The 25,141-nt window shown below is 65.2% G+C and carries 26 protein-coding genes and 1 tRNA gene; 19 read left to right on the top strand and 8 right to left on the bottom strand.

Features of this window, described 5'->3' with window-relative positions; translation table 11 throughout:
* Positions 1–56: 56 nt before the first annotated feature.
* The 3 genes from ABH900_RS10465 to ABH900_RS10455 all read right to left on the bottom strand — a co-directional run bounded on the left by ABH900_RS10465 (position 57) and on the right by ABH900_RS10455 (position 1,937).
* Entirely contained in the window at positions 57–1,034 is a 978-nt protein-coding gene (locus tag ABH900_RS10465; protein ID WP_429622778.1) for a beta-ketoacyl-ACP synthase III, read from the bottom strand.
* Between the two features lie 91 nt (positions 1,035–1,125).
* Positions 1,126–1,320, bottom strand: coding sequence for a 50S ribosomal protein L32 (rpmF, locus tag ABH900_RS10460; RefSeq protein WP_004154640.1), 195 nt, complete (start codon positions 1,318–1,320; stop codon positions 1,126–1,128).
* Between the two features lie 107 nt (positions 1,321–1,427).
* On the bottom strand, positions 1,428–1,937 hold the full coding sequence (locus ABH900_RS10455; protein ID WP_429622777.1) for a YceD family protein: 510 nt from the start codon (positions 1,935–1,937) through the stop codon (positions 1,428–1,430).
* A gap of 113 nt (positions 1,938–2,050) precedes the next feature.
* Between ABH900_RS10455 and ABH900_RS10450 the strand changes: the two genes are divergently transcribed.
* A complete protein-coding gene (locus ABH900_RS10450; protein ID WP_429622776.1) occupies positions 2,051–2,620 on the top strand; it encodes a Maf family protein in 570 nt (189 codons plus the stop codon).
* Positions 2,621–2,640: 20 nt separating this feature from the next.
* On the opposite strand, the gene ABH900_RS10445 is transcribed toward ABH900_RS10450, so the two are convergent.
* Positions 2,641–4,476 (bottom strand): glycosyltransferase family 39 protein, encoded by a 1,836-nt coding sequence (locus ABH900_RS10445; protein ID WP_429622775.1) that lies wholly within the window; start codon positions 4,474–4,476, stop codon positions 2,641–2,643.
* Between the two features lie 42 nt (positions 4,477–4,518).
* Here ABH900_RS10445 and ABH900_RS10440 point away from each other — a divergent pair, with 42 nt between their 5' ends.
* Genes ABH900_RS10440 through ABH900_RS10425 form a run of 4 tightly spaced genes read left to right on the top strand, consistent with a single transcriptional unit; the run spans position 4,519 to position 8,885 of the window.
* Positions 4,519–5,472, top strand: coding sequence for an AAA family ATPase (locus ABH900_RS10440; protein WP_429622892.1), 954 nt, complete (start codon positions 4,519–4,521; stop codon positions 5,470–5,472).
* Positions 5,473–5,495: 23 nt separating this feature from the next.
* The gene (locus tag ABH900_RS10435) at positions 5,496–6,419 is read left to right on the top strand and encodes a DUF58 domain-containing protein (RefSeq protein WP_429622891.1); all 924 of its coding nucleotides are present in this window, start codon (positions 5,496–5,498) and stop codon (positions 6,417–6,419) included.
* Positions 6,412–8,361: a transglutaminase TgpA family protein gene (locus ABH900_RS10430; protein ID WP_429622774.1), complete on the top strand. Its 1,950-nt coding sequence runs from the start codon at positions 6,412–6,414 to the stop codon at positions 8,359–8,361. Before ABH900_RS10435 ends, ABH900_RS10430 begins: the two co-directional genes overlap by 8 nt.
* Positions 8,358–8,885, top strand: a complete 528-nt coding sequence (locus ABH900_RS10425; RefSeq protein WP_008265847.1) for a Slp family lipoprotein — start codon at positions 8,358–8,360, stop codon at positions 8,883–8,885. The genes ABH900_RS10430 and ABH900_RS10425 overlap by 4 nt, the downstream gene beginning before the upstream one ends.
* A gap of 116 nt (positions 8,886–9,001) precedes the next feature.
* Here ABH900_RS10425 and ABH900_RS10420 read toward each other — a convergent pair whose 3' ends face one another.
* The 4 genes from ABH900_RS10420 to dnaX all read right to left on the bottom strand — a co-directional run bounded on the left by ABH900_RS10420 (position 9,002) and on the right by dnaX (position 12,502).
* A complete protein-coding gene (locus ABH900_RS10420) occupies positions 9,002–9,361 on the bottom strand; it encodes a histidine triad nucleotide-binding protein (protein WP_429622773.1) in 360 nt (119 codons plus the stop codon).
* A 67-nt stretch (positions 9,362–9,428) separates the two neighbouring features.
* Positions 9,429–10,028: a recombination mediator RecR gene (gene recR, locus ABH900_RS10415; protein ID WP_429622772.1), complete on the bottom strand. Its 600-nt coding sequence runs from the start codon at positions 10,026–10,028 to the stop codon at positions 9,429–9,431.
* 104 nt (positions 10,029–10,132) lie between these two features.
* Positions 10,133–10,453, bottom strand: a complete 321-nt coding sequence (locus tag ABH900_RS10410) for a YbaB/EbfC family nucleoid-associated protein (protein WP_004154630.1) — start codon at positions 10,451–10,453, stop codon at positions 10,133–10,135.
* A gap of 6 nt (positions 10,454–10,459) precedes the next feature.
* Positions 10,460–12,502 carry a DNA polymerase III subunit gamma/tau gene (dnaX, locus tag ABH900_RS10405; protein ID WP_429622771.1) on the bottom strand — a complete coding sequence of 681 codons (2,043 nt, stop codon included), beginning with the start codon at positions 12,500–12,502 and terminating at the stop codon, positions 10,460–10,462.
* Between the two features lie 142 nt (positions 12,503–12,644).
* Between dnaX and ABH900_RS10400 the strand changes: the two genes are divergently transcribed.
* The 14 genes from ABH900_RS10400 to ABH900_RS10335 all read left to right on the top strand — a co-directional run bounded on the left by ABH900_RS10400 (position 12,645) and on the right by ABH900_RS10335 (position 25,138).
* Positions 12,645–12,737, top strand: a tRNA-Ser gene (locus ABH900_RS10400).
* 339 nt (positions 12,738–13,076) lie between these two features.
* Positions 13,077–13,394 carry a hypothetical protein gene (locus tag ABH900_RS10395; protein ID WP_429622770.1) on the top strand — a complete coding sequence of 106 codons (318 nt, stop codon included), beginning with the start codon at positions 13,077–13,079 and terminating at the stop codon, positions 13,392–13,394.
* A 41-nt stretch (positions 13,395–13,435) separates the two neighbouring features.
* Positions 13,436–14,443 (top strand): OmpA family protein, encoded by a 1,008-nt coding sequence (locus tag ABH900_RS10390; protein ID WP_429622769.1) that lies wholly within the window; start codon positions 13,436–13,438, stop codon positions 14,441–14,443.
* Positions 14,444–15,001: 558 nt separating this feature from the next.
* Positions 15,002–15,274, top strand: coding sequence for a pilus assembly protein (locus tag ABH900_RS10385; RefSeq protein ID WP_100439467.1), 273 nt, complete (start codon positions 15,002–15,004; stop codon positions 15,272–15,274).
* Between the two features lie 115 nt (positions 15,275–15,389).
* Entirely contained in the window at positions 15,390–16,925 is a 1,536-nt protein-coding gene (locus tag ABH900_RS10380) for a pilus assembly protein TadG-related protein (protein ID WP_429622768.1), read from the top strand.
* Positions 16,922–17,707 carry a hypothetical protein gene (locus ABH900_RS10375; RefSeq protein WP_429622767.1) on the top strand — a complete coding sequence of 262 codons (786 nt, stop codon included), beginning with the start codon at positions 16,922–16,924 and terminating at the stop codon, positions 17,705–17,707. Before ABH900_RS10380 ends, ABH900_RS10375 begins: the two co-directional genes overlap by 4 nt.
* 15 nt (positions 17,708–17,722) lie before the next feature.
* Positions 17,723–18,538 carry a TadE family protein gene (locus ABH900_RS10370; RefSeq protein ID WP_429622766.1) on the top strand — a complete coding sequence of 272 codons (816 nt, stop codon included), beginning with the start codon at positions 17,723–17,725 and terminating at the stop codon, positions 18,536–18,538.
* Complete coding sequence (locus tag ABH900_RS10365) at positions 18,522–19,190, top strand: hypothetical protein (RefSeq protein ID WP_429622765.1); 669 nt, start codon at positions 18,522–18,524, stop codon at positions 19,188–19,190. The genes ABH900_RS10370 and ABH900_RS10365 overlap by 17 nt, the downstream gene beginning before the upstream one ends.
* 10 nt (positions 19,191–19,200) lie before the next feature.
* Positions 19,201–19,386 (top strand): hypothetical protein, encoded by a 186-nt coding sequence (locus ABH900_RS10360; RefSeq protein ID WP_429622764.1) that lies wholly within the window; start codon positions 19,201–19,203, stop codon positions 19,384–19,386.
* Positions 19,383–20,177, top strand: a complete 795-nt coding sequence (gene cpaB, locus ABH900_RS10355) for a Flp pilus assembly protein CpaB (protein WP_429622763.1) — start codon at positions 19,383–19,385, stop codon at positions 20,175–20,177. The genes ABH900_RS10360 and cpaB overlap by 4 nt, the downstream gene beginning before the upstream one ends.
* Positions 20,164–21,660 (top strand): pilus assembly protein N-terminal domain-containing protein, encoded by a 1,497-nt coding sequence (locus ABH900_RS10350; RefSeq protein ID WP_429622762.1) that lies wholly within the window; start codon positions 20,164–20,166, stop codon positions 21,658–21,660. The genes cpaB and ABH900_RS10350 overlap by 14 nt, the downstream gene beginning before the upstream one ends.
* 13 nt (positions 21,661–21,673) lie before the next feature.
* Entirely contained in the window at positions 21,674–23,404 is a 1,731-nt protein-coding gene (locus ABH900_RS10345; RefSeq protein WP_429622761.1) for an ATPase, T2SS/T4P/T4SS family, read from the top strand.
* Positions 23,397–24,251, top strand: a complete 855-nt coding sequence (locus ABH900_RS10340) for a type II secretion system F family protein (protein WP_429622760.1) — start codon at positions 23,397–23,399, stop codon at positions 24,249–24,251. Before ABH900_RS10345 ends, ABH900_RS10340 begins: the two co-directional genes overlap by 8 nt.
* Positions 24,248–25,138 carry a type II secretion system F family protein gene (locus tag ABH900_RS10335; protein WP_429622759.1) on the top strand — a complete coding sequence of 297 codons (891 nt, stop codon included), beginning with the start codon at positions 24,248–24,250 and terminating at the stop codon, positions 25,136–25,138. Before ABH900_RS10340 ends, ABH900_RS10335 begins: the two co-directional genes overlap by 4 nt.
* The last annotated feature ends 3 nt before the right edge of the window (positions 25,139–25,141 follow it).

The following is a 25,141-nucleotide window of genomic DNA, read 5'->3' as shown; positions in this document are numbered from 1 at the left end:
TTACGGCCCCAGAGGGGCCGCAACGACAAAACTTCACATTGTCGTAACTAGCACTATCAATAGCGCAGCAGGGCCGAACCCCACGTGAAGCCGCCGCCGAAGGCTTCCAGCAGCAGCAGCTGGCCGCGCTCGACCTTGCCCGAACGCACCGCAGCGTCCAGCGCCAACGGCACCGAGGCCGACGACGTATTGCCGTGCTTGTCGACGGTGACCACGACCTGATCCATCGACATGTCCAGGCGCTTGGCCGTGGCTTCGATGATGCGCAGGTTGGCCTGGTGCGGGATCAGCCAATCCAGGTGCGACTTGTCCAGGCCGTTGGCGGCCAGGGTCTCGTCCACGACCGAGTCCAGCGCCTTGACGGCGTACTTGAACACGTCGTTGCCCTTCATGTTGATGGTGCCGCCGCCGTTGGCGCCGTCCTTGAAACCGGTCGAGACACCGACCGGGTTCCACAGCAATTCTTTCTTGCTGCCATCGGAATGCAGGTGGGTGCTGAGGATACCGGTCTCTTCGTCGGCCTTGAGCACGACGGCGCCGGCGCCATCACCGAACAGCACGCAGGTGGTGCGATCGTTCCAGTCCACCATGCGGGTCAGCGTCTCGGTGCCGATCACCAGCACATGCCTGCAGTCGCCGGAGCGGATGAACTTGTCGGCCACGCCCAGCGCGAACACGAAGCCCGAACAGGCCGCATTGACGTCGAAGGCAGGGCACCCCGCCACACCGAGCTTGGCCTGGATCAGGCACGCGGTGGACGGAAAAATGAGGTCAGGCGTGGTCGTACCGACCACGATCATGTCGAGCTGCGAAGCGTCGATACCGGCCGCTTCAAGCGCACGCAGGGCAGCGTTGTAGCCGAGGTCGCTGGTGGTTTCGCCTTCGGCCGCGATGTGCCGTTCACGAATGCCGGTGCGCGACTGGATCCACTCATCCGAGGTTTCGACCATCTTTTCCAGGTCGGCGTTGGTCAGGACTTTTTCCGGCAAATAGCTACCGGTGCCCGCGATCCTCGAATAGATCCGCTTGCTCATCATGTTTCCTGTTGCGCGGGTCGCCGATCACCGGCACACCCGGGAAGAAAGGCGAAGGCCGCTGCCCGGAGGCAGCGGCCTTCCCGGCACATCAATCTTCTTCGACGGCCGAGGTCTTGGTCTGGATGACCTTCTTGCCGCGGTAGAAACCATCGGCAGTGATGTGGTGACGCAGGTGCACTTCGCCCGTGGTCGGGTCGGTCGACAGCTGCTTGGCGCTCAGGGCGTCATGCGCACGACGCATGCCGCGGCGGGACGGGGTGACACGGGATTTCTGCACAGCCATGGGATTGCTCCAAACTCGGTTCGTTTTGCTTCGTCGTATCGTCGCGCAGGACGCCAGCGCCCAGCACACTTTCGCTTTCGCCGCAGCCGCCGACGACAATCCGGCTGCTATTGTTTCTTCAATGCCGCCAACGCCGCGAACGGGTTGGCCTTCTTCGTTTCTTCGTCGCTCGGCGCCCAGTCCTTGTCGACTGCCTCACCGTCAGGCGACAACGGCACCACCGGCACCGCCAGCACCAGCTCGTCTTCGACCAGGTCCAACGGACGCAGCTGGCCATCTTCCGGCACCAGCAACGCCTCGTATTCCTCGGGCAAGGACGATTCCTCGTCCTCATCGCGGATCAGGCCAAGCCTTTGGGTCATCTTCACCGGCAACAGGAATCGCTGCATGCTGCGCTGACAGGTCAGCGGCAACGCGGTATCGATGGTCAGTTCCACATAGGATACCCGCAAGACGTCGTCGCGACCGAATTCAAGCGAGTAGGCACACTCGCCGTCGGTATCTGCGACCAACCCTTGCAGGCGGGTCAATTCAGCCAGGGAGACCTGACCGTCGAAGCGCCTTCGCGCTACAACCATCCGCCAGGCATCCAGCGTTTCGGGCACGTTCGCGGACATAAGCCGCTGAATACTAAGGATCGAGGCGACTGCTGTCAAATGCCCGCCATACAGGACTTGCTGCTGGCGCTGCGGACGGGCCAGACTGCCGCGCCCTGCCCCGGTATTGTCGCATGTCACTGGTCCTGGCCTCCACCTCCCGCTACCGCCGAGAACTGCTGCAACGGCTGGCCCTGCCCTTCGACTGCGCACGCCCGGACGTGGATGAAACGGCGTTGAACGGCGAGGCACCGCTGGCCCTGGCCATCCGCCTGGCCGCCGCCAAGGCCGCCGACGTGGCCGCTCGCCACCCTGGTGCCTGGGTGATCGGCTCGGACCAGGTAGCCGACCTGAACGGCCAGCCGCTGGGCAAGCCGGGCACGGTCGATGCGGCCTGCGCGCAGCTGGCGGCGATGGCCGGGCAGACGGTGCGCTTCCATACGGCGATCAGTCTCATGCGTGATGGAGAATCCCTCGCCGCTGTGGACCTGACCGAAGTGCGTTTCCGCACGTTGGGCCAGCAGGAGATCGCCCGCTACGTCACTGCTGAACAGCCACTGGACTGCGCCGGCAGCTTCAAATGCGAAGGCCTGGGCATCAGCCTGTTCGAAGCGATCGACAACCGCGATCCGACCGCACTGATCGGCCTGCCATTGATTGCCCTGTGCGGACTGCTTCGGCAGGCGGGGTTCGCGGTGCCGTGAGTTGTAGCGTCGAGCGACGCTCAACGCACCTCGAACGGCTGCTCCTGCCACTCCTCCACGCTGCCATCGCGCCCATGCAGGCGCAGGCCCAGCCAGTGCCGGCCCGGTGCCAGCGTAGCGGTCTCCAGTGATGCGTCGAAGCCCACCGCAGGATGCTGCGGATCGGTGCTGTCCGGCCACGCCTGGCGGATATCGAACACGCGCCCGTACTGGGCATCACCGATCGAGCGGCCATCCACCAGTACTTCAACGCGCGCCAGACCGACGCCATCCTTGAAGGCCCAGCCCTTGATGGCGAATGTGCCGGAAACCGCCTGGCCATTGGACGGTGCATCCAGCCAGGCCATCGCCGGTGTCACGCATGGCCCTTGCGTGCGTTGCGCCGGCAGGCGGAACAACAGGAAGCGCTGGAAGCCATGATCGCTGCTGACCACGCGCGGCGCGGGCAGCGGGCCCACCTGCTCGCAGATGATGTGGTAGCGCGCCAGCAGATCGCGATAACGCTGGTCACTGGGCGCCAGCACCAGCAGTGTCGGTGCATTGCGCGGACCTTCGTGCAACAGGTCCCACTGCGCCAGCTGTGCGGTTCGCCCGTGCTTGTCATTGAGTGGATGCGGCAGCACGTCGACATCGCCGTTGCCCAGCTGGAAGCCCAGCTCGGCCCCTACCTTGAAGTTGCCGGCCAGCACACGCGTGCCCGCTGGCATCTGCCGCAACTCATCACGCACCGCCACTGCCAGCGGCTGCCATCCGGCAAAGTTGCGCGGGTAGTACTTGCTGCCGGCCATCTGCTCGCGCAGCGCCGGCGTGGAGGCCATCAGGTAGTAGCCGAAGGCAAGCACGGTACCGGCCCCAGCCAGCCACCAACCGGTACGGCGCATCCAGCGCGGCCAGCCGTTGAGCACCACCGGCACCGCCACCAGCAGCGCCAGGTAGCCCGGCAGGGGCCAATGGAAACTGATCCGTTCGACATCGGTGAAGAAGCCCAGCAGGAAGATGCCCAGCGTTGATACGCCGCCCACCAGGCCGAAGTAGCGCCACTGCACGCGCGCACCACCGCCACTGCGGGTACCGGCCAGCGCCACCTTCCACATCGCAATGCACAGGATCGGCGTCACCAGCATCGGCTGGATCACCAGGAACCACAGCCCATTCCACTCGAAGGCCCAGGGATGACGCTCGACCACCTGGAACTTCAAGCCGGCATCGTGGTTGTCCGCATTCCAGGCCAGCAACGGCAGCCAGGCCAGCACGCCGACGGCCAGCGCCACCCACACACGCGGATCGGCCAGCATGCGCCGGCCCTGCGGCAATGCCAGCAGCGCAATGAAACCCACACCGATGACACCGATGAAGCGGTAGTGGCTGAGCGCACCTATCAGCAGGCCCAGCGCCAGCTTCATCGCCGAAGAGGCGTCCACGCTGTGCAGAAGGCGCGCACCGGCATGCAGACAGATCACCGCGGCCAGTGCCATCGGCACATCCGGCACCGCCAGCAGGCCCAGCGTAGCCGACAACGGCATCAACAGGGTCAGGCTGCCGGCCTGCCAACCAGCCACATTGCCGAACCAACGCGTGGCAGTGCGCACCACCAGCAGCGGCAGCAGCGCACCGATGGCAAGGAACGGCAGGCGCAGCGCGAGCACGTGATGGCCGCCGATCTCAACGCCCAGGCGTGCCAGCCAGGCGGTCAGCCCGGGAAGATCGGAGTAGGCGGCGGCCAGATGCTGGCCTTCCTGCCAATAGAACGCCTCATCGACGAACAGCGGCAGACGCGCGGCCACCACCAGCTTGGCCGCTGTGACCAGCGTCCACAACCAGAGAAAAATCGTTCGCGCGCGCTGTTCGCCTTGCATTGCTCTATGGATAATCGAATGGATTCCAGACCTGAGACGATCATGCCAGCCTCGTCCCCCAATCCCAGCATGCTAACCGATCACCTGCGCCAAGCTCTGCGGGAGGCACAGGATCAGGTGAACGCTCTGGTGCTGGGCAAGGTGCCGGAAGTCCGGTTGGCCTTTGTTGCACTGCTTTCCGGCGGCCACCTGCTGATCGAGGATCTGCCCGGCCTGGGCAAGACCACGTTGGCGCATGCGTTGGCCAGCAGTCTCGGCCTCAGCTTCCAGCGCGTGCAGTTCACCTCCGACCTGTTGCCGGCGGACGTGCTGGGCGTGTCGGTGTACGAGGCCGGCAGCCGCCAGTTCCAGTTCCACCCCGGGCCGGTGTTCACCCACGTGCTGCTGGCCGACGAGATCAACCGCGCACCGCCGCGCACGCAGAGTGCTCTGCTGGAGGCGATGGCCGAACAACAGGTCACCCTGGACGGGCAGACGCATCCCCTGCCCGCCCCCTTCTTCGTGATCGCCACGCAGAATCCGGTCGACCTGTCCGGCACCTTTCCGCTGCCGGATTCGCAGCTGGATCGCTTCCTGCTGCGCCTGGCCATGGGATACCCGAGCGCACAGGCCGAACGTGAACTGCTGCGCGGCGCCGATCGCCGCGACCTGATCGCACGCGCGGTGCCGAAGCTGGACGACACCCAGGTGCGCGCGCTGCGCGACGCAGTGGGCCAGGTGCATGCCAGCGACGCGCTCATCGACTACGTGCAGGCCCTGCTGACCCGCAGCCGGCAGCACGCCGGCGTCCGCGTAGGCCTGTCACCGCGTGCCGGGCTGGCCCTGCTGCGCGCCGCCCGGGCCCATGCGCTGCTGCTTGGCCGCAACCATGTGGTGCCCGAGGACGTGCAGACCCTGTTCGTGGCAGTGGCCGGCCATCGCCTGGTGGCGGAAGCCGAATCCAGCTCCGGCCCCGCGCTGGCACGAGCGATCCTGCAGACCGTCGCGGTGGATTGAGGGTGGCCACACGCTGGGCACGCATGCAGCTGCTGGCACGCCCGCGCAGGCCTGAAGCCTTGCCACAGCGGCTGGACCGCCATCGCATCTATGTACTGCCGACCCGCTTCGGCCTGTTTGTGGCCACGTTGCTGTCGGCGATGCTGCTGGGCGCGTTGAACTACAACAACAATCCAGCCCTGCTGCTGGCCCTGCTGTTGGCCGCAGCGGCGATCGCCAGTGCCATCGCCGCGCACCTGCAGCTGTCCGGCGTGCAGATCGACGCGATCTCCGCCGAACCGGTTGCGGCGGGGCAGCCATTGCGCCTGCGCGTGGACCTGTCACTGCGCGACCCGCGCGCGCGCCACGGGCTGCACCTGCAGCTGGGCGGCAGCGAGGCGTGGGTTTCGCTGCCTGCACACGGCCGTGGCGAAGTGGAGCTGGACATCCCCAGCGAACGCCGCGGCTGGCTGGAACTGCCCCGCATCCGCCTGTCCAGCACCCAGCCGCTGGGACTGGTTCGGGCGTGGTCGTGGGTGTGGCCCGAGCAGCCACTGCTGGTCTACCCGCTGGCCGAAGCGCTGGCGCCGGCGCTGCCCGAGAGTGGCAGCGATCCGCTGCACACCCGCGCCCATGCCAGTGGCGAAGAGCTTCACCAGCTGCGTCCCTACCGTGCCGGCGACGCGCCACGCAGCATCGCCTGGAAGCACTCGGCACGCCGTGACAGCCTACTGGTGCGCGAGTATGAGAAGCCGGTCGGCATCGAAGTGGCGCTGGACTGGCGCATGCTGGCGCCGCTGGGTCACGAAGCACGCATCGCGCGGCTGACGCGCTGGGTCGCCATGGCCGAGCGCGAAGGCCGCCGCTACACCCTGCTGTTGCCCGCACATCCGCCGTTCGGGCCCGGCCAGGGCGCCGCCCACCACCACCTGTGCCTGCGTGCACTGGCGTTGATGCCCCATGACTGAGCCTGCCGCACTGCTTGATCGCAACGCCCGCAGCTGGACCCTGGCCAGCGCCGCGCTGGCGCTGCTGCCGCTGCTGCTGCAGCTGCCGCCCGTGCTGGCGATGGTGATCGCGATCGCAGCGGTGCTGACCGCAGCACTGTCATGGCGACGCGTGCTGCCAATGCCGGTCCGCCTGCTGCTGGTACTGGGCATGCTCGCCGCCATTGTCTGGCAGATGGGCATGGTGCGGCCTGGCCGGGACACCGGCTGTGCGCTGCTGGCGGCCATGCTGGCGATCAAATCCAGCGAACTGCGCAGCCTGCGTGACGCACGCAGCCTGCTGGGCTTCGCCCTGTTCGCCCCCTTCGCCGCCTTCCTGCTTGACCAGGGGCCGCTGACCACCGGGTTGGCGGCACTGGCCGCGGTCGCTGCGCTGCTGGCGTTGCAGCGCCTTGCCCAAGACGAAGGGCATGCGCAGCGCCTGCCACTGCGCGGACAACTGCACAGCGTGGGCCGGCTGCTGATGATCGGCCTGCCGCTGGCACTGGCCTGTTTCTGGCTGTTCCCCCGGCTTTCCTCGCCACTGTGGGGCGTACCCGAGCGCGCGGTCGGTACTCCTGGCCTCTCTGACAGCATGGCGCCGGACCAATGGCTCGACCTGATGGCCGATGACACTCCGGCCCTGCGCGTGCAGTTCTTCGGCGCGGTGCCGGAGCCCGCCCAGCGCTATTGGCGCGGCCCGGTGCTGACGTCCTTCGATGGCCACCGCTGGACCCGCGACGCCGCCAGCGCGCGACGGGCCGCCCCGGTGATCGAAGCCACTGCGCAGGGCTGGGACTATCAGATCGATTACGAACCCACCGATCGCCGCGTGCTGGTGGCGCTGGACCTGCCCAGCCGGGCACCGGAAGGCAGCAGCTTCGATGCGGACATGAGCCTGCGCAGCGACCGCACGCTGTCAGCCCTTACCCGTTGGCGGCTGCATTCGGCACCGCCACAGCGCTTCCAGAGCGAGCTGCCGCCCGCGCTGCGCCGTGCCGCCCTGCGGCTCCCCGCCGGATTCAACCCGCGCACCGCCCAGCTTGCCCAGCAATGGCGGCAGCAGGCCGGCAACGACGATGAGGCCATCGTCCGCCAAGCCCTGCAGTGGATCACCCGTGACTTTTCCTACACCCTGGAAACACCGATGGCGGGGCGCGACCCGGTCGACGATTTCCTGTTCAACTACAAGGCGGGCTTCTGCCAGCACTTCAGCTCGGCGTTCGTGGTGCTGATGCGCAACGCTGGCATCCCGGCGCGGGTGGTGACCGGCTTTGCCGGCGGTACCCGCAACCGCATTGGCGACTACTGGGTGGTGCGGCGCATGGATGCCCATGCCTGGGCCGAGGTCTGGTTGCCGCACCGCGGCTGGGTCCGGGTCGACCCCACGGCAGCCGTGGCACCCGAACGCATCCTGGACACGTTGGATGATCGCCTGCAGGCTGGCGCGGAAACTCCGCTGCAGCAGCGCTGGCTGCAGCTGGGGCAGATGGGCGATTGGCTGCGCCGCGGCTGGAACGACCTGGTACTGTCCTTCGACGCGCGCCGACAGCAGCAGCTGCTCAAGCCGTTCGGGCTGGATGATCTGGGGCCCGCGCAGCTGATTGCCGGCTTCGTGGCCGCCGCATTGCTGGCGCTGGCATGGATGGCCTGGCTGTTGGCCCGGGGCGAGCGCGAGCGCGACCCGCTGCTGCGCGCCTGGCACCGCCTGGGCCGACGCTACACCCGCCTCGGCCTGGCCCGCGAACCCCACGAGACCGCACGCGACTGGGCACAGCGGGTGCACGCCCGGCACCCCGATCCGGCCCTGCTCGCACTCAGCCAGCGTTTCGCCGACGCGCGCTACGCTGGAACTTGCACCGACCTCGCTTCATTATTGCGGGACCTGCGCAGGCATCGCCCGACTTCCGGAGCCTCCCCATGAACACCAAGTTTCTCCTCACCGCTGTGGCCACGCTGGCCCTGTCGGCCTGCGCCACGGCCCCCAAGCCGCTGCAGGGACAGTTCAGCCTGGTTTCCCCCCGCGACTCGGTCGCCACCCAGCAGGTCGGCACACCGGTCCGTTGGGGCGGTCGCATCATCGAAACCAAGCCCGGCCAGGGCGAGACCTGTTTCCAGATGATCTCGCGCCCGCTCAACGCCAGTGGCCGCCCGAACACCACCTCGTCCGATGCCAGCGACGGTCGCTTCATTGCCTGCCGTGCCGGCTTCTACGACCCGGCCGTGTTCGAGGCCGGTCGTGACGTGACCTTCATCGGCAAGATCGATGGCTACCAGAACACCCGCATTGGCGATTACGACTATCGCCTGCCGAAGCTGTCGGCCGATGTGATCTACCTGTGGCCGGAACAGCGCCAGGTCGATGTGGTGCCCTACCCCTATGGCCCGTGGGGCCCGGGTCCGTATGGCCCGTACTGGGGCGGCTATGGTCGCTGGGGTTGGTGGTGATCGCCAGCCGGCACGCGTGACGGAAAAGGCCGCCCTCGGGCGGCCTTTTTCATCCATGCATGGCGTGGATCTACTGCAGGGCAATGGCAGATCCACGCCATGCGTGGATAGCGGCATCAACGCCCCGGTGCGCCGAAATGCCCCAGCTGCCCACCGGCCAACAGGTGCATGTGGATGTGGAATACGGTCTGCCCGGCGTCCTCGCGGCAGTTCATCACAATGCGGTAACCGTCCTGCGCGAATCCCTCACGGCGCGCGTACTCGGCGGCAGCCAGGGCCAGCTTGCCGATCAGATGCGCCTGCGACGGCTGCAGGTCGTCCAGGGTCGGTATGATCTCGTTCTTCGGAATGAACAGTACGTGCACCGGCGCCTGCGGCGCGATGTCCTTGAAGCCCAGCACCTGCTCATCCTCGTAGACGATGGTGGCCGGGATCTCGCGACGGATGATCTTGCTGAAGAGGGTTTCGTTGCTCATGGTCGGCCTCGGCGGGAATGTCGTCCGCATTGTAGGCCGGCCACGCCGGGCGATGCCCGGCCTGCAATCAATCGCGGAACTCGCTGCGCGTTCCGAACGCGTGCGACAACGTGCCGCGATCAACATATTCCAGCTCACCGCCCAGCGGCAGGCCCTGCGCCAGTCGGCTGGGCTGCACGACACGCGCACGCGCCAGCTGAGCCAGGTAGTGCGCGGTGGCTTCACCCTCCACGGTGGCACTGGTGGCGATGATCAGCTCCTGCACCTCGCCTTCGGCCAGGCGTTGCTCCAGTTGTTCCAGGCCCAGCTCACGCGGGCCGACGCCATCGAGCGGCGACAGCCGACCCTGCAGCACGAAGTAGACACCGCGGAAGCCGGTGGCGTTCTCGATGGCGAGGCGGTCAGCCGGTGATTCGACCACGCACAGCTGGCTGCGCTCGCGACTGCTGTTGGCACAGGTCGGGCACAGTTCGGTTTCACTGAAGTCGCGGCACTGCGCGCAGTGGCCGATACGCTCCACCGCCAATGCCAACGTTTCAGCCAGGCGCTGCCCACCTTCGCGCTCGCGCTCGAGCAGGTGGTAGGCCATGCGCTGCGCCGTCTTCTGACCGACGCCAGGCAGCACCCGCAATGCATCGATCAGTTGTTCAAGCAGGGGTGCGGACACGGTGGGGCGCTTTCATGGTGCCGGGCATGCCCGGCGGAGACTTGTAGAGTCGAGCTCGCTCGACTGCTGTTCGTAAAGTCGAGCAAGCTCGACTCTACCCGCCATCAGAACGGCAGCTTCATGCCCGGCGGCAGCTGCATGCCGGCGGTGGCCGAACCCATCTTCGACTTCGACTCGGCATCGATCTTGTTCGACGCATCGTTGAAGGCGGCGGCGATCAGGTCTTCCAGCATCTCCGGGTCACTGGCCAACGACGGGTCGATGCGCACCTTGCGGCACTCCTTGGCACCGGTCAGGGTCACGCTGACCATGCCGCCGCCGGCGCTGCCGGTCACCTCGATCTTGGCGATTTCTTCCTGGGCCTTCTGCAGGTTCTCCTGCATCTTCTGGGCCTGCTGCATCAGTTGGGCGATGTTTCCGCGCATGGTGTCTTACTCGTCAAAAGAACGGATGGAATCGGAAACAACCCGGGCGCCGTGCTGCTGGATCAGCACCTGCACTTCCGGATCGTCCATGAAAACGGCTTCTGCCACCTGCTGCCGCTCGCCACGCTGGCGATCGGCACGCTGATGCAGGGTTTCGGCCGGAACGTGTTCGGTTTCCACGGTCTCGACCACGATCTTCGGCGCCTGGCCAAGCGCGCGTTCAAGCATCTCGCCCAGGGCGGTCAGCGCGCGCTCCGAGCGCAGGTATTCAAATCCGGGCGAAAGGCCCAGTTTCAAGGTCCCACGCTGGCAGCTGATGAACGCGGCATTGGCAGCCAGCTGCCGAGACGGGCCGCTCAGGCCGCTGTTGGCGACCAGATCCAGCCAGTCCTCAGCGGTCGCGAGCTCGCTGATGCCGTCCTGCGGCGCCGGCTCGGCCGGGGCGATGGCAATGCCCTCGGCACGGAACGGACGCTCCAGCCCGGCAGGCATGGCTTCGGCAGGCACAGCGGCCGGGACAGGCGGCTCATGCCAGGGCGCGATCATCGCGGCCTCCGGGCCGGCCATTTCGGCCGCCAGTGCCTCGTCGCGGGCCTCGGATTCGTTAGTGGCCCACGGCGGCAGATCGTCGGCCGCAGCGGGGTTCGCGACCGCAGGTGCAGCCTCGGCCTTCACCGGCGGCGGCTGTTCCGGCTCTTCCACCGGAACCGGTTCGGGCTCCGGTGTCGGCTCAGGTTCAGGTTGCGGGGCCGGCTCAGGTTCCGGTTCGGGCTCGCGCGGCGCAGCCTGTACGGGCGCTGCCGCGTCCACCGCCATGGCCGGACTGGCTGACGCAGCGGCCGCCTTTGGAGTCACGTCATGGCTGCCGGCACCGGCCCCGCCTCCGGCAGCATTGCCGCCCTGGGTTCCGCCCACAGCACCTTCCACCACCTTCGGCACCGGCGGCACCGTTGCAGCCGGACGGAACGCCAGCATGCGCAGCACGGCCATTTCAAAGCCCGCGCGGGGGCTTGGCGCCAACGGCAGGTCGCGACGACCGTTCAAGGCCATCTGGTACCAGAGCTGCACGACTTCCGGACGCAGGCGGTCAGCAAACGCCGCCGCGTCCAGCCCTTCGGCAGCCGGGGCGGCACCCGGCACCAGCTGCTGCACCTGGATGCGATGCAGCCCTTCGGCCAGCGCTTCCAGTACGCCACTCCAGTCCGGCGAGAATTCGGCCAGCGCGGCCACCACCTGCAGCAGGCGCGGGCCATCGCCCTCGGCCAGGGCGTCGAGCATTGCCGCCACCTGGGTGCGGTCGACCGTACCGAGCATCGTGCGCACCACGTCCTCGCGCAGCGCGCCGCCGGCATAGGCGATCGCCTGGTCCAACAGCGACAGCCCGTCACGCAGGCTGCCATCGGCGGCCTTGGCCAACTGCACGATCGCGCTGTCGTCGGCTTCGATCTCCTCGGCAGCGAGGATGCGGGTCATCTGGCCCTGGATCTGGTCTTCATCCAGCCGCTTGAGGTTGAACTGCAGGCAGCGGCTGAGCACGGTGACCGGCAACTTCTGCGGGTCGGTGGTGGCCAGCAGGAACTTCACGTGTTCCGGCGGCTCTTCCAGGGTCTTCAGCAACGCGTTGAACGCTGCCTTGGACAGCATGTGCACTTCGTCGATCAGGTAGACCTTGTACTTGCCGCGCGAAGGCATGTACTGCGCGTTCTCGATCACCTCGCGCACGTCGTCCACACCGGTATTGGACGCGGCGTCGATCTCCAGCAGGTCGATGTAACGACCCGCATCGATATCCAGGCAGGCCGCGCACTGACCACACGGATCGGCGCTGGTGCCCTGTTCGCAGTTCAACGACTTGGCGAAAATACGCGCGATCGTGGTCTTGCCGACGCCTCGGGTGCCGGTGAACAGGAACGCATGGTGGACCCGGCCGCTGTCCAGCGCATTGCTGAGCGCACGGACCACGTGCTCCTGGCCTACCAGCTCGGCAAAACGCTTCGGACGCCACTTGCGGGCAAGGACGAGATAGGACATCAGGCCACCGTCTTCCATCGGATGTTCCATTGTGCCACGCCTGTCCAGCCCCCTCGCCTCCAATGCCCCCGACAGGCGGCTGATCGGGGTGCTTGTGTCTGGCCGCGCAGCCCGCTAGAATCTGCGCCCCTGCTGAGGCGTTTGCCGATGGCAGGGATCCGGAGAGGTGTCCGAGTGGTTGAAGGAGCACGCCTGGAAAGTGTGTAAGCGTCTAAACCGCGCTTCGGGGGTTCGAATCCCCCTCTCTCCGCCAGATAAATGAAGAAGCCGCCCACTGGGCGGCTTTTTTATTTGGCGGGCTGGCAGACGCGAAGTGCGCTGCGCGCTTCGTTCCCCTCGGGGCCGCCCCTCAACAGAGTGGCTTGTCCTCCAGATCCATCAGTAGGTCCACGCCATGCGTGGATACCCTGCCAACCGCCCCTCCTGGGTTCGTCTGTCCTCCCCCGGCCACCGACGTTGCACTACTGTGTCGAGGCGATGCCACGACACGCTGGCACTCATCCCGTGTTGCTATGCTCGGGGCACAGGGGATTGATGCCCGCTATCGGGCCGGATGAGGAACATCAACATGCGGTATGTCAGGACGAAGTTAGTGATCACCACGGCCCTGCTGATCGGCAGCGGCGCCGCCACCGCACAAGGCGGCGGTACGGCACAGTTCGGTGCATTGGGGGGCACGCATGCGGGCAACGCCCTGGCATGCGGTGCGACCGCGGCACAGGCAGATAAGCTGCGCGCAAGCCACAAGGCGCAGGCAAAAACCATATTCGGTAGCGAAGCGGGCTTCGACAGAACCTACGACACCGCCGAAGCGCAGACGCAGAAGAAGATCACCGACGCCTGGAAGAAGGGGCAGTACAAGCCCAGCACCGAAGTCTGCAGCGAACTGATGAGGCAGGTGCGTTCATGATGCGGACACCCGGATCGACACGGCCAGAACTACGCGTATGCGTGCTGGTGACCGGCCTCGTATTGGCATTGGCTGCCTGCAAGCGTTCGGCCGACGTACCGGCTGCGAGTGACGCGTCCCCTGCTCCGCCCGGCGCCACCGCCCGGCCTTCGACGCCGGCGCCCTCGGCCGCCGGCGAGAGCCAGAAGGCCCATTCCTTCAATGCCGCCGACCTGCCCGTATCGCAATCTGCGTTGGGAAGTTTCCCCTATCTCGGACTGCCGCAAGGCTATACCGGCCAGGACGTTGTACAGAGCGAGTTCGACCGCGTGCCATTCTGGACCGGCGATCGTGTGGAATGGATCGAAGGCAAGATCTACTCTTCGGTCCTGCAGAGCGGCAGCGATCACCCGTACTCGCAACTGGAACTCAGCCGCAATGTGCAGAGCCTGGTCGAGGCACTCGGCGGCAAGCGCATTTTCTCCGGCACCATTCCTGCCGATGCCTCGCGTGACATCGGCAACAGCAAGGCCGCGATCACCTATGTCGGCGGTATCGGCGATATCTACAACGAACCTGCAGAAACCTATGTCATCCATCGCGAGGATCGCGACATCTGGATCCATCTGGGTTCCGGTGGAAGCGCAGGTGGCCTGCTCGTTGCGGAAACAAAACCGGTGCAGATCACTGCCAAGCTGATCCAGGCCGATGCCCTGAAGCAAGCGCTGGACAGCAGCGGCAAGGTTTCCATCCATGTCAATTTCGCAACCGATGCTGCCCAGATCCTGCCTGACTCCGAACCACAGATTGCGCAGGTCACCCAACTGCTGAAAGCCGATGAACAGCTCCGGTTGTCGGTGGAAGGCCATACCGACAACAGCGGCAGTCAATCGCACAACCAGCAGCTCTCACAGGCGCGTGCTGAAGCGGTACGCAATCGATTGGTTGGTGATGGAATCGCGGCTGATCGTTTGACCGCCAAGGGCTATGGCCAGAGCCAACCGGTCGCAGACAATGCAACCGAAGGCGGTCGTCGAGAGAACCGTCGTGTGGAACTGGTCAAACGCTGAAACTACGTCCGCATTACGGTCCGTTTCCTGAAAAAAGCACATGCATCGCATGTGCTTTTTTTTATGACGCCAAACTTCCTTGCAGCATGTTTCCGATCGGAACATGACCGCCATTGAACGCGGCAAACCCTTCCTTCAGTCATCGCGTATGCGTTGCCCGGGGCGTTCAGAACACGACCTTTCCGACCCGTCGAATCTCCGACGCACGCGCACCCGCGCGAAGATCCAAATGTCATAAATATGACAATTTAATGTTAATTTTTTCTACTTTACGCGCGCATCTAGCTCAATTTTGGCGCGAAAATGTGCAGGCAATTGTTAATCCGTGCCCCGCGTCACATTTCGACACATTTCACTACAATTCAGGAAAACCTGACTTGTAACGTCAATTTTCTGTCGATAGGCTGACCCCGTTCTCGAACTAGCGACAGATTTTCGACGAACCAGGGTGTGTGCTTCCTGTCTTTACCTCGCCCTGCCATTAATCAGGATCTCCCACAGCGGGTAAATCCATACCCCGCATCTCCGGGAATAATCCTGCCATCAAGGAGGAAATACATGGAACGCAGCCGTCGTCACATCCGTTTTTCCCGTAAGCAGGCCGGTCAGGGCATGACCGAGTACATCATCATCACCGCACTGATCGCCATTGCCGCGATCGCGGCCGTTACCTTCTTCGGAGGCACGGTTCGCAGCCAGGTGGCGGGCATGTCGAAAGAACTGTCCGGCCAGAGCGCGACGCAGTCGATCAACCGCGCCAAGAACCAGTCCAACAGCGCCCAGCAGGAAGCTGACAAGACCAAGGGCATGGACGCGTACAACAACAAGTAATACCCCTGCCCTGGCGGCATGACGCCGCCAGGGCCCCTCCCTGCATTATCTCCCTGCGTGCACCGCACTCGGCGCGCGACGGTCACCCATGGCCTGAAAAGCCCAGGAAACAGATATGCGCAGCGCATTGGCATTGGCATTGGCACGAAGCCGTGCGGCCCGGGGCGTTTCCAGCCACCGCACGGTCGCCGGTCAGGCAATGGTTCTCGGGCTGGCACTCATCCTGGTCCTGTGCATCGGAATTGTCCTGTTGTTCAACACCGGGCAGGTGGTGAACAAGAAGGTCGAACTGGTCAACGCCGCGGACGCCGCCGCCTACAGCGTCGCGATCCAGCAGGCACGCGCACTGAACTACGCGGCCTACATGAACCGTGCCCGCGTTGCCAACGAAGTGGCCGTGGCGCAGACGATCAGCCTCTATTCGTGGCTGAACCAGATGCACACCACATCGATCGTGATCCGCACCACGCTGGATGTGCTCTCCGCCATCCCCTACATCGGTGTGGTGTTCAAGGCACTGGCAACGGCCTTCAAGGTTGCCGAACGCATTCTCAAGGTCACCCGCCAGGCCTTCCAGCCTGTCGCCCAGGCAGCCGTCATTGCCATCGACAAGCTCAACATGATGTTCGCCGCGTCGGTACAGCTCGTCATCGAGGGTGTATCGCGACTGGACAGCTACACCATCGCCAAGGATGTCCTGCAGCGCAACTCGCCGCAGGCCCAATTGGGCACCATCGGCACGGCGGTGCTCGGCACGCAGTTGGCCACGGCCGAAAACCGCCTGCTGCAGCGCTATAGCATTCCCCGCACCGCCAATGGCGGATCGGCCACGCAACGCCAGGGCGCTGATCGCTTCCGCAATGTGGTGATGCAGTCCCGCGATGGCTTCAGCAAGAGCCGCAGCGATGATTTCCTCGGGTTCCTGGTGCAGTCCGGTGGTACCGACATGGTCGACTACAACCGTTGGGCCGCGCTGGACACCATGGCCGTGGAGCTCCCGCTGCCATGGCCGATTCCCAATATCGACATCCCGGTCGGCTGGGGTGGTTCACAAGCCGTGGAAAGCTATCGCAACCAACGCTTCCTCAACGGCTTCGGCAACGGCAACGGCTGGTACTCGGACTGGGACCGCCGCCGCTATCGTCCCTACGGTGAAGCCGTACGCCGCAACCGTGGCGCAGCATGGATCGTCGACCGCAGCCAGGATGCCAACGTCCGCTTCGCCAATGGCCAGCACCGCAGAGCTTTCTTCACCGGCTACAACGGCCTGCGCGACTATCACGACGTCAAGAGCGGCCAGGCACTGCAGCCCTATGCCGACAATGATCGCGACCGCGACAAGGTGGGCCCGGTCTTCACCATCTACGCCGAAACCGCGGCGGCCAGCGCGCGCACCACGACGGGCGCCGGCATCGGCAGTCCCGCCGGTTCGCAGATGGAGCTGCCGGACAAGATGGCCAACGACAAGATTGCCGCGCTCTCTTCTGCACAGGTGTTCTTCGACCGCCCGGTGCAACTGCGCATGTTCAGTCGTGACGACCGCAAGCGTGAGACCGGCAATCTCTTCAGCCCGTACTGGCAGGCGCGACTGGTCAAGACCGACGCCACCACCAAGGCTGCCTTGGCGGCAGCCGGAGCCTTGATGCCATGACCTTTGTTGTATTCAACCGCCTGCACCTGTCGATCGCCGCGCTGCTGCTCAGCGGATGCGGCAACGCCAACGACAACGGCGGCCCCACCGCGGCCAGCAACATGCCCAGCATCCATCTCGACCAGCGTGCCGAGACCCTGGTGGATGGTCGCAACGCCGCACGTACCAGCTACCAGCAGGCACTGAGCGACTGCCAGGCAGCAGGGCTGCCGACGCGTGCGCTGAGCGATGCCGACGTCGCCCGCCTGGGCACCATCCGCTATGAAGCCTGGCTTTCCAGCGATGAGGAAGTCTTCCGTACCCGCGAGTGGCGCCTGCTCAACGATGGCCCCTCGACCAGTTGCCAGTTCCGGCTGGAAACCACTGGCCTGCAGGAAGCACAGAGCGCATCAGGTCTGGAACAGGTCGATCTGGCAACGGGAGAACACAGCCGCTCACCCGCCGACAGCGATGGGCTCGCGCGCTTTGCTGCCGATGCGGACGAAGCCAGTGCATCCCCCGGCTTCCGGCGCGCGGGCAACCGCAAGGTCGCCGGTCAGCCCTGCAACGAGTGGAATGACGAGAACGGGCGCTTCCGCCAGTGCGTCTGGTCGGCCGGTGCCCCCTGGGGCTTCACGCCCGGTGCGCTCAACGACTATCGCCCAAGCCGCTACGCCATTGTGCTGGAGCAGGAACCCCTGGACGGCAATGGCATCCGTCTGACCACGCAGCGCATGACCGTGGGCCAGCCCTTCGAGCGCAGCGAGCTTGCGGTGCCGCGCGAACCTTCCTCCCAACAATGACCTGCTGAGGTAGCCATGGACAGGGAACGCCCATTCCGCAGCTCGCGCCAGCAGCGCGGCCAAAGCCTCACCGAAGTGGCGGTGCTCTGCGCTGTGCTGGTGCCGATCTTTCTGCTGATCCCGATCCTGGCCAAGTACATCCATGCCCGCCAGGCCACCCAGCAGGCCGCACGCGCGATCGCATGGGAAGCCACGGTATCACCGGACTACAAGCTGCCGGCAAGCGGCCGCCAACGCGACCTCGCCGTCGACCGCTACTTCGGACGCGCCGACGATCCGATCGTCAGCCAACCGCAGACCGGCGCACGCGATGCCGCGGTCGGTGACGTGCTGATGAACACCTTCTCCAACCAGCCGCTGGTGCGGCGCGGCGACCTCGCCCTGGTGTCCTACACCAGCACGTCGGCAGGCGGCATGATGAAGAAGATCAGCGACGTGACCTCGATGTTCGGTTCGTTCCCGCCCAACCGCAATGGCCTGACCCAGGCCCAGCTGCGGCTGGACGTGCAGGACCTGAAGAGTGCCAATGGCAGTGCGGCCGCGTACCTGGAACCTTTCGACTCGCTGGGCCTGAAGCTGCAGGCAACTCATGTGGTGCTGGCCGATCCGTGGAATGCAGCGGGCTCCGGACTCAAGGTCAACTCACCGCGCTCGGTGATCGCGCAGGTCAAGCCGCTGGTCCCGTCCCAGCACATGGCCGGCATCGCCAAGGCCTTCGATGGCCTCTCCGGCATCCCGATGATCGGAACGCTGAGCAGGCTTGATCCCGGCTACATCGCTCCGGACGTGGTTCCTGTCGACAAGTTGCCTGCCTATGCGCCGTCGCGTTGATCTCTTCGCGGCACTGGCCGCCCTGTTGCTTGCCGGCCCCACCCTGGCAGCCTCGTGGCCGGACGTTCCCGAGCCCGATGGCGTGCAGAGCGAATGGGTCTCCAAGGACATGATCTACAACGGCCTGCCCATGCGCATCTCCCGTTTCACGTCATCGCTGCCGGTGTCGTCGATCGTCAGCTACTACAACCGCGAATGGCCAGGACAGACCGTGATCAACGAGGTCGGCGGCAAGACAGTGATCGGTCATGCGCAGGGCGAGCACTACGTGACCGTTGAGGTATCGACCAAGGGCAGCGGCAGCCAAGCGCAGATCGGCATCACCCGCCTGCTCAAGCGCAAGCCCGACACCGCCGCCGGCGCTGACTTCCCGAAACCGACCGGGACCCAGGTGATCAATGACATCACCTACCTGGACACGCCCGGGCGCAGTCTGTCCATGGAAAGCACGCTTTCTCCATTCCAGACCGATGCCTTCTATGCCAGCCGCCTTCCCTCCGAAGGATGGAGCCGAAGTTCAGGCCCCGCGGGATGTTCGATGATCGCGCTGCAGTGCGTGGTCCGCTACAGCAAGGGGAAGCAGGAAATGACCATGACCTTCAACCGACACGAGCAAGGTACCTCGATTGTCGTCAACCAGACGCAGCACTGAGACCGTCGCCATGAGAAAACCCATTCCTCCGTCCCTGCGCCGCCAGCGCGGGGCCGCCCTGATCGAGTACGCGGTGGTCGCTTCGGTAGGCGTGCTCGTGCTCGTTGCCGAGCCGAACATCGTGCTTGAGCTGATCGACTCGCTGCGCAAGGCCTATCAGGGGTTCACCTACATGCTTTCGATGGGAGTCGTATGAAGGCGCTTCCGCTGAAAGCCAACCGCAACGTGGTCTTCATCGTCGTCGCCCTCGCTCTGGGTCTGGTGGCTGCGCTGGTCGCTGTGCGCTATGTGCAGAAGGCGGTCAATGAGCGCGCGGCACCGCCGGTGGAAACCGTGCCGGTGGCGGTGCCCAAGACCGACATGGAACCGGGGAGCATCGTCACCGTGGCCGATCTTGCGGTGCGTGAAGTCCCCGCCGACCTGCCTCCCGCCGATGCCATCACACCGGACAACGTATCCGAGTACAGCGGGCGCATGCTGCGTGCCCCGATCCGCGAAGGTGCTCCACTGGGCGCCAGCGCGCTGGTTCCGCTGTACGACCAGTTCTCCCGGGTCATCGCCAAGGGCAATGTGGGCTACACCCTGCAGGTGGACGAGACCAACTCGATCTCCGGCATGATCGCGCCCGGTGACCACGTCGACATCCTGTTGACCGTCGAGCAGGAAAAGACCGGCGCCAGGGTGCTGCCCCTGCTTGAGGACATCAACGTGCTGGCTACCGGCAACCGTGTCGGTGAGACACCGGCCTCCGAAGACCAGCAGGGCTATTCGAACATCACCCTGGAACTGACGCCGGCCCAGGCGCAACGACTCACGGTCGCGGCCAAGGCCGGGTCGATGCGCGTGATGCTCCGCCAGGTGGAGGATCGCGGCGCGTTCGGCCTCAATGGCATGACGCAGAGGGAACTGCTCGGCACCAGCACCCAGAGCGGTGCCGGTGTGCAATTCATCATCGGGGGAAAAGGGTCGACGAATGCGCAGGAATAACGGAATCCGCAGCTTCATCGCAGCCACTGCGGCCATCGCCGTTGCAACGGCACCATTACTGGCCACGGCGCAGAGCACCGGCACACAGCTGACACCCGTGCCGGTCACCGCTGCACCACGCACCGTCGTACCCGCGCAGCCGCAGGCGACCGCCAACCACGCCCCGGTCCCCGGAGGCCGCAATACCTTCCCGTCGCCGGTGCCCGACCCGGCTTACCGCACCAGCGCTACAGCCATGCCCGCCGTTCCACTGCCGACCCGCGCCCGCATCTACGCCGGCCAGGCTGCTGTGTACACGCTGCCCAGCCCACTCAAGCGTGTGGCCGTGGGTAGCGGTGAGATGCTCGAAGTCACCAATGTCGGCCCGCGCGATCTGATCATGATGGGCATGAAGGCCGGCTCCACCACGGTGCACCTGTGGCTGCAGAACGGAAAGCAACTGCAGGTGCAGGTGGACATTTCCGAGAACGATGCCGTTAGCCTGGCCGACACCATCCGTACCCTGCTGGCCGACGTGGAAAAGATCAGCGTGCATGCCGTTGCCGACCGCGTCGTCATCACCGGCCAGGACATCAACCCGGGTGTCGGCAGCCGCATCGACGCGATTCAGAAGATCTATCCGACGGTGTTGAACTTCACCACCGCCGATCCGGTGGGCATGCGCCCGATGGTGCAGATGGACGTGAGGATCATGGAGTTCGACAGCAACGCGCTGGAAGAACTCGGCATCCAGTGGGACAACGTCATCCGCGGCCCGGTGGCAGGCGTCGTCAAGGATTTCACCAACAACAACTACTACCGGATGACGCCCGAGCAGAGCCCGGCCAATGGCGTGCTGCTGCCCAACAAGCTGAAGGGAACGCAGGCGTTCTTCGGCATCGCCACTCAGATCGGCTCGGCGATCAACCTGATGATGAACAAGGGCAAGGCGTTCCTGCTCGCCTCGCCCCAGCTCAGTGCCCGCAGCGGCGGCCAGGCAAAGTTCCTGGCCGGTGGCGAAGTCCCGATTCCGGTGCCGCAGGGCTTTGGCCAGGTCACGGTGGACTACAAGGAATACGGCATCAAGCTCGACATCGAGCCTTTGGTCAACCTCAACCAGGACATCTCCACGCGCATCCTGGCCGAGGTCAGCCGCATCGATCCGACCGTGCAGGTGCAGGGTGTGCCGGGCTTCACCACCCGTCGCACGGAGTCGGAGATCAATGTCCACGCCGGCGAAACCATCGTGATCTCTGGCCTGATCGACTCCACCGCGCAGCAGGATGCCAAGCGTCTTCCGCTGCTGGGTGACATCCCGGTGCTTGGAAAGCTGTTCCGCTCCGACGGCTTCCGCGGCAACCGCACAGAGCTGGTGATGTTCGTCACCCCACGCATCGTGACGCCTGGCTCGCAGGAGAACCTCGACGGCCTGGAGCGGGGGCGGCAGATCCAGGAGCGTGGCCAGGAGGCCATGCCGCGCAGGAACAAGAATTTCGTGCAGTAACCGGAGCCGGCGCATGTTCAACATCCTCATCGATACGCCCAATCGCGACCAGCGCCGCGTCCGATGCCTGCACCGCGAGTGCGGAATCGGCCGCGGTGATGGCAACCTGGTAGTCCTGCAGGGCTGGAGCATCGGTCAGCGCCATGCGGCGCTGAAGCGCGAGGACCAGGGCATCTTCATCGAGAGCCTTGGCGGTCGCTCACCGGTGCTGGTCAATGGCGAACAGGTCAAGGGCAGCCATGGCCCGCTCACCAGCCGCGATCGCGTGCAGATTGGTGACTATCTGCTGCAGGTGGTGGACGACGACCCGCCACCCGATAGCGCCGCCAACGCGGGCAACTTCAATGCCGGCGGAGCGAGCGATGCGCCAGCGGCGTCCAGCCCTGCGCCGGCAGCCGCACCTGCCCCGGCACCGCAATCCGCCGAACGCCAGCTCGCGCGGCCGGAGGAGTTGCCGCCGGACATGGCGGTCTATCGCGCGAAGCTGCATGCCTCCCTGGTCAAGCAGATGGACCTGCGCCGACTGGACGTGCGGAGCATGGACGATGAGTCGCTGCGCAACGCCACGATCAAACTGATCGACGAAGTGATGCAGCGCGAGTTCGCGGAGCTGCCGAAGACCATCAATCCCCGCCGGCTGGCCAAGGAAGTGCTGGATGAGGCCATTGGACTGGGCCCGCTTGAAGACTTGATCGACGATGCCACGGTGACGGAAATCATGGTCAACGCACACGACCAGATCTTCATTGAACGCGCCGGCCGCATTGAACGGTCGCCCATTGTCTTCACCAGTGATCGCGCGGTCCTGTCGGCCATCGAGCGCATCGTGACGCCGCTCGGTCGGCGCATTGACGAAAGTTCGCCGATGGTCGATGCGCGACTGAAGGATGGCTCCCGCGTCAACGCCATCATTCCACCGGTCGCGTTGCGTGGCCCCAGCATCAGCATCCGAAAGTTCGCCAAGCGCAAGCTGGAGGGAACGGACCTGCTCACCTTCGGGTCCCTCAGCCAACCGATGCTGGAATTCCTCATCGTGGCCGTACGCGAACGGCGCAACATCGTGGTGACCGGCGGCACGGGCTCCGGCAAGACGACCCTGCTCAACATTCTCTCCAACTTCATTCCCGATACCGACCGTATCGTCACCATCGAGGACGCGGCCGAACTGAAGCTCGTCCAGCCCAACCTGGTCGCCCTGGAAGCACGTCCCCCCAACATGGAAGGCAAGGGCCACATTTCCATCCGCGATCTGGTACGCAACGCCCTTCGCATGCGCCCTGACCGCATCGTGGTGGGCGAGTGCCGTGGTGGCGAGGCGCTGGACATGCTGCAGGCCATGAACACCGGTCACGAAGGATCGCTTACCACTGCCCACGCCAACAATCCCCGCGAGGCGCTTTCACGCCTGGAGGTGATGGTGATGATGTCCGGCATGGAACTGCCGATGACGGTCGTGCGTGAGCAGATCTCGTCGGCCGTTGATCTGATCGTCCATCAGAAGCGCTTCCCCTGCGGCTCGCGCAAGGTCAGTCACATCACCGAACTGACCGGCATGGAAAGCGGAACCATCCAGCTGCAGGACGTCTTCCTGTTCAAGGCGCGCTCCAGTGCCGGGCGCGATGGCAAGGTGGTGGGTGAGTTCATCGCAACCGGCGCTGTGCCGGAGTTCTACGAGGAGCTTGCCGAACGCGGCGTGTCGGTGGACCTGGACATCTTCCGCACCGGGGGACGGCGGCATGAGTGACATCCTGCTGGTCGCCCTGCTGTGCTTTGCCTGCGTGACGGTCTCGGTGCTGTTGCTGGCGCGTGCCAGCACCGGATTCCTGGACCGTTACCGCGCCAACTTCATGGACCAGGCCCGCATCAATCTGGCCGACATGTTTCTCTTCGTCGACCCACGCGTGCTGTTCAGGACCAATGCGGTGATGCTGCTGGCGATCCCATTGCTGCTGTGGATCGTCACCGGAGGCAATCTGCTGCTGCCAATCCTCGCATTGGTGCTGCTGGCCGTGGCGCCGCGCAAGATCTACCTGTGGCTGAAGCAGCGCCGTCTCGACCAGATCCAGCAGCAGCTGCCGGATGGCCTGCTGATGCTCTCCGGCAGCCTCAAGGCCGGTGTCGGCTTCAATCCCGCACTGGAGGCACTTGCCCATGATGGCCTGCCTCCTCTGGCACAGGAGCTGGCCCTGGTCCTGCGCGAGCAGCACATGGGAGTGCGTACCGAGGAGGCGCTGGACAACTTTGCCGCCCGCGTGCCCATTGCCGATGTGAAACTGTTCGTGGCCGCCGTGAGCATTTCGCGCGAGGTCGGCGGCAATCTCGCCGAAAGCCTGTCCACGCTTGCCGAGACGCTGCGACGCAAGCTCATCATGGAAGGCAAGGTCAAGGCACTGACCGCACAGGGACGCCTGCAGGGAATCGTCATGGCGATGCTGCCGGCCGGCCTTGTCGGTTTCCTTGTGTTGTTCTACCCGGAAACGATGAACCCCATGTTCCACACCTTCATCGGCTGGTGCGTCATGGGCCTGATCGCGGTGCTCGAGTATCTGGGCTACCGCATGTGCCGCAAAATCATGACGATCGACATATGAACCCGCTGCTCATCCTCGTCGCATTGCTTGCTGCCGCCGCGGTGGGCCTGCTGGCCTTTGCACTGCGCGGGCTGGTGCAGTCGGTGGAAGTGGACCAGCGCAACTACCAGGATCCGCTGCCGCTGCTGCTCCGCGTGCTGTGGCCCTTGATCACCGTCGCCACGCGCCTGGCTGGACCCCGCTTGTCTTCCGCGCAGCTGGAACGGGCGCACCGCAGCCTGCAGTCGGCTGGCCAGGACTTCGTGCTGTCACCGGAGGAATTGTATGGCGCGCGCATTGTGTCCGCCGCCGTTGCCAGTACCTTCCTGTTGCTCACCATCATCCTGCTGGGAAAGTTCGGCTTCGGCTCTGTGCTGATGGCGCTGGCGTTCGGTGCGCCGTTCGGTTGGATGTATCCCACACTGTGGCTGGGCGAAAGGCGCAAGGCACGCTCCAAGCACGTGGTCCGTGACCTGCCGATTTTTCTCGACTTCATCACCATGGCCGTCGAGGCAGGCCTGAACATCACCGGCGCGATCGAACAGTCGGTCGACAAGGGTCCCCCAGGCCCGCTTTCGCAGGAATTCTCGCGCATGCTGCGCGACCTGCGCGCCGGCCTGCCGCGCGCCGAAGCCCTGCGCCGCATGTCTGATCGCGCCGACATCTCGCAGTTGACCAGCTTCACCAGCGCGTTGATCCAGGCCGACCGGGTCGGAGCCAGCCTGAGCGACACGCTGCGCTCGCAGGCCATGCAGCGCCGCGAAGAACGCTTCCTGCGGGCCGAGAAACTGGCGCTGGAAGCCCCGGTGAAGATGATGCTTCCACTGGTATTGTTCTTCTTCCCACTGATCTTCGTCGTCCTGGCCTACTTCATCTTCCTGCAGATGAAGCAGCAGGGAATCCTGTGAGGG

The sequence above is a fragment of the Stenotrophomonas sp. AN71 genome (assembly GCF_050435725.1).
Taxonomy (GTDB): Bacteria; Pseudomonadota; Gammaproteobacteria; order Xanthomonadales; family Xanthomonadaceae; genus Stenotrophomonas.
The sequence above is the reverse complement of the archived record's forward strand: the minus strand, read 5'-3'. Positions and strand labels throughout refer to the sequence as shown.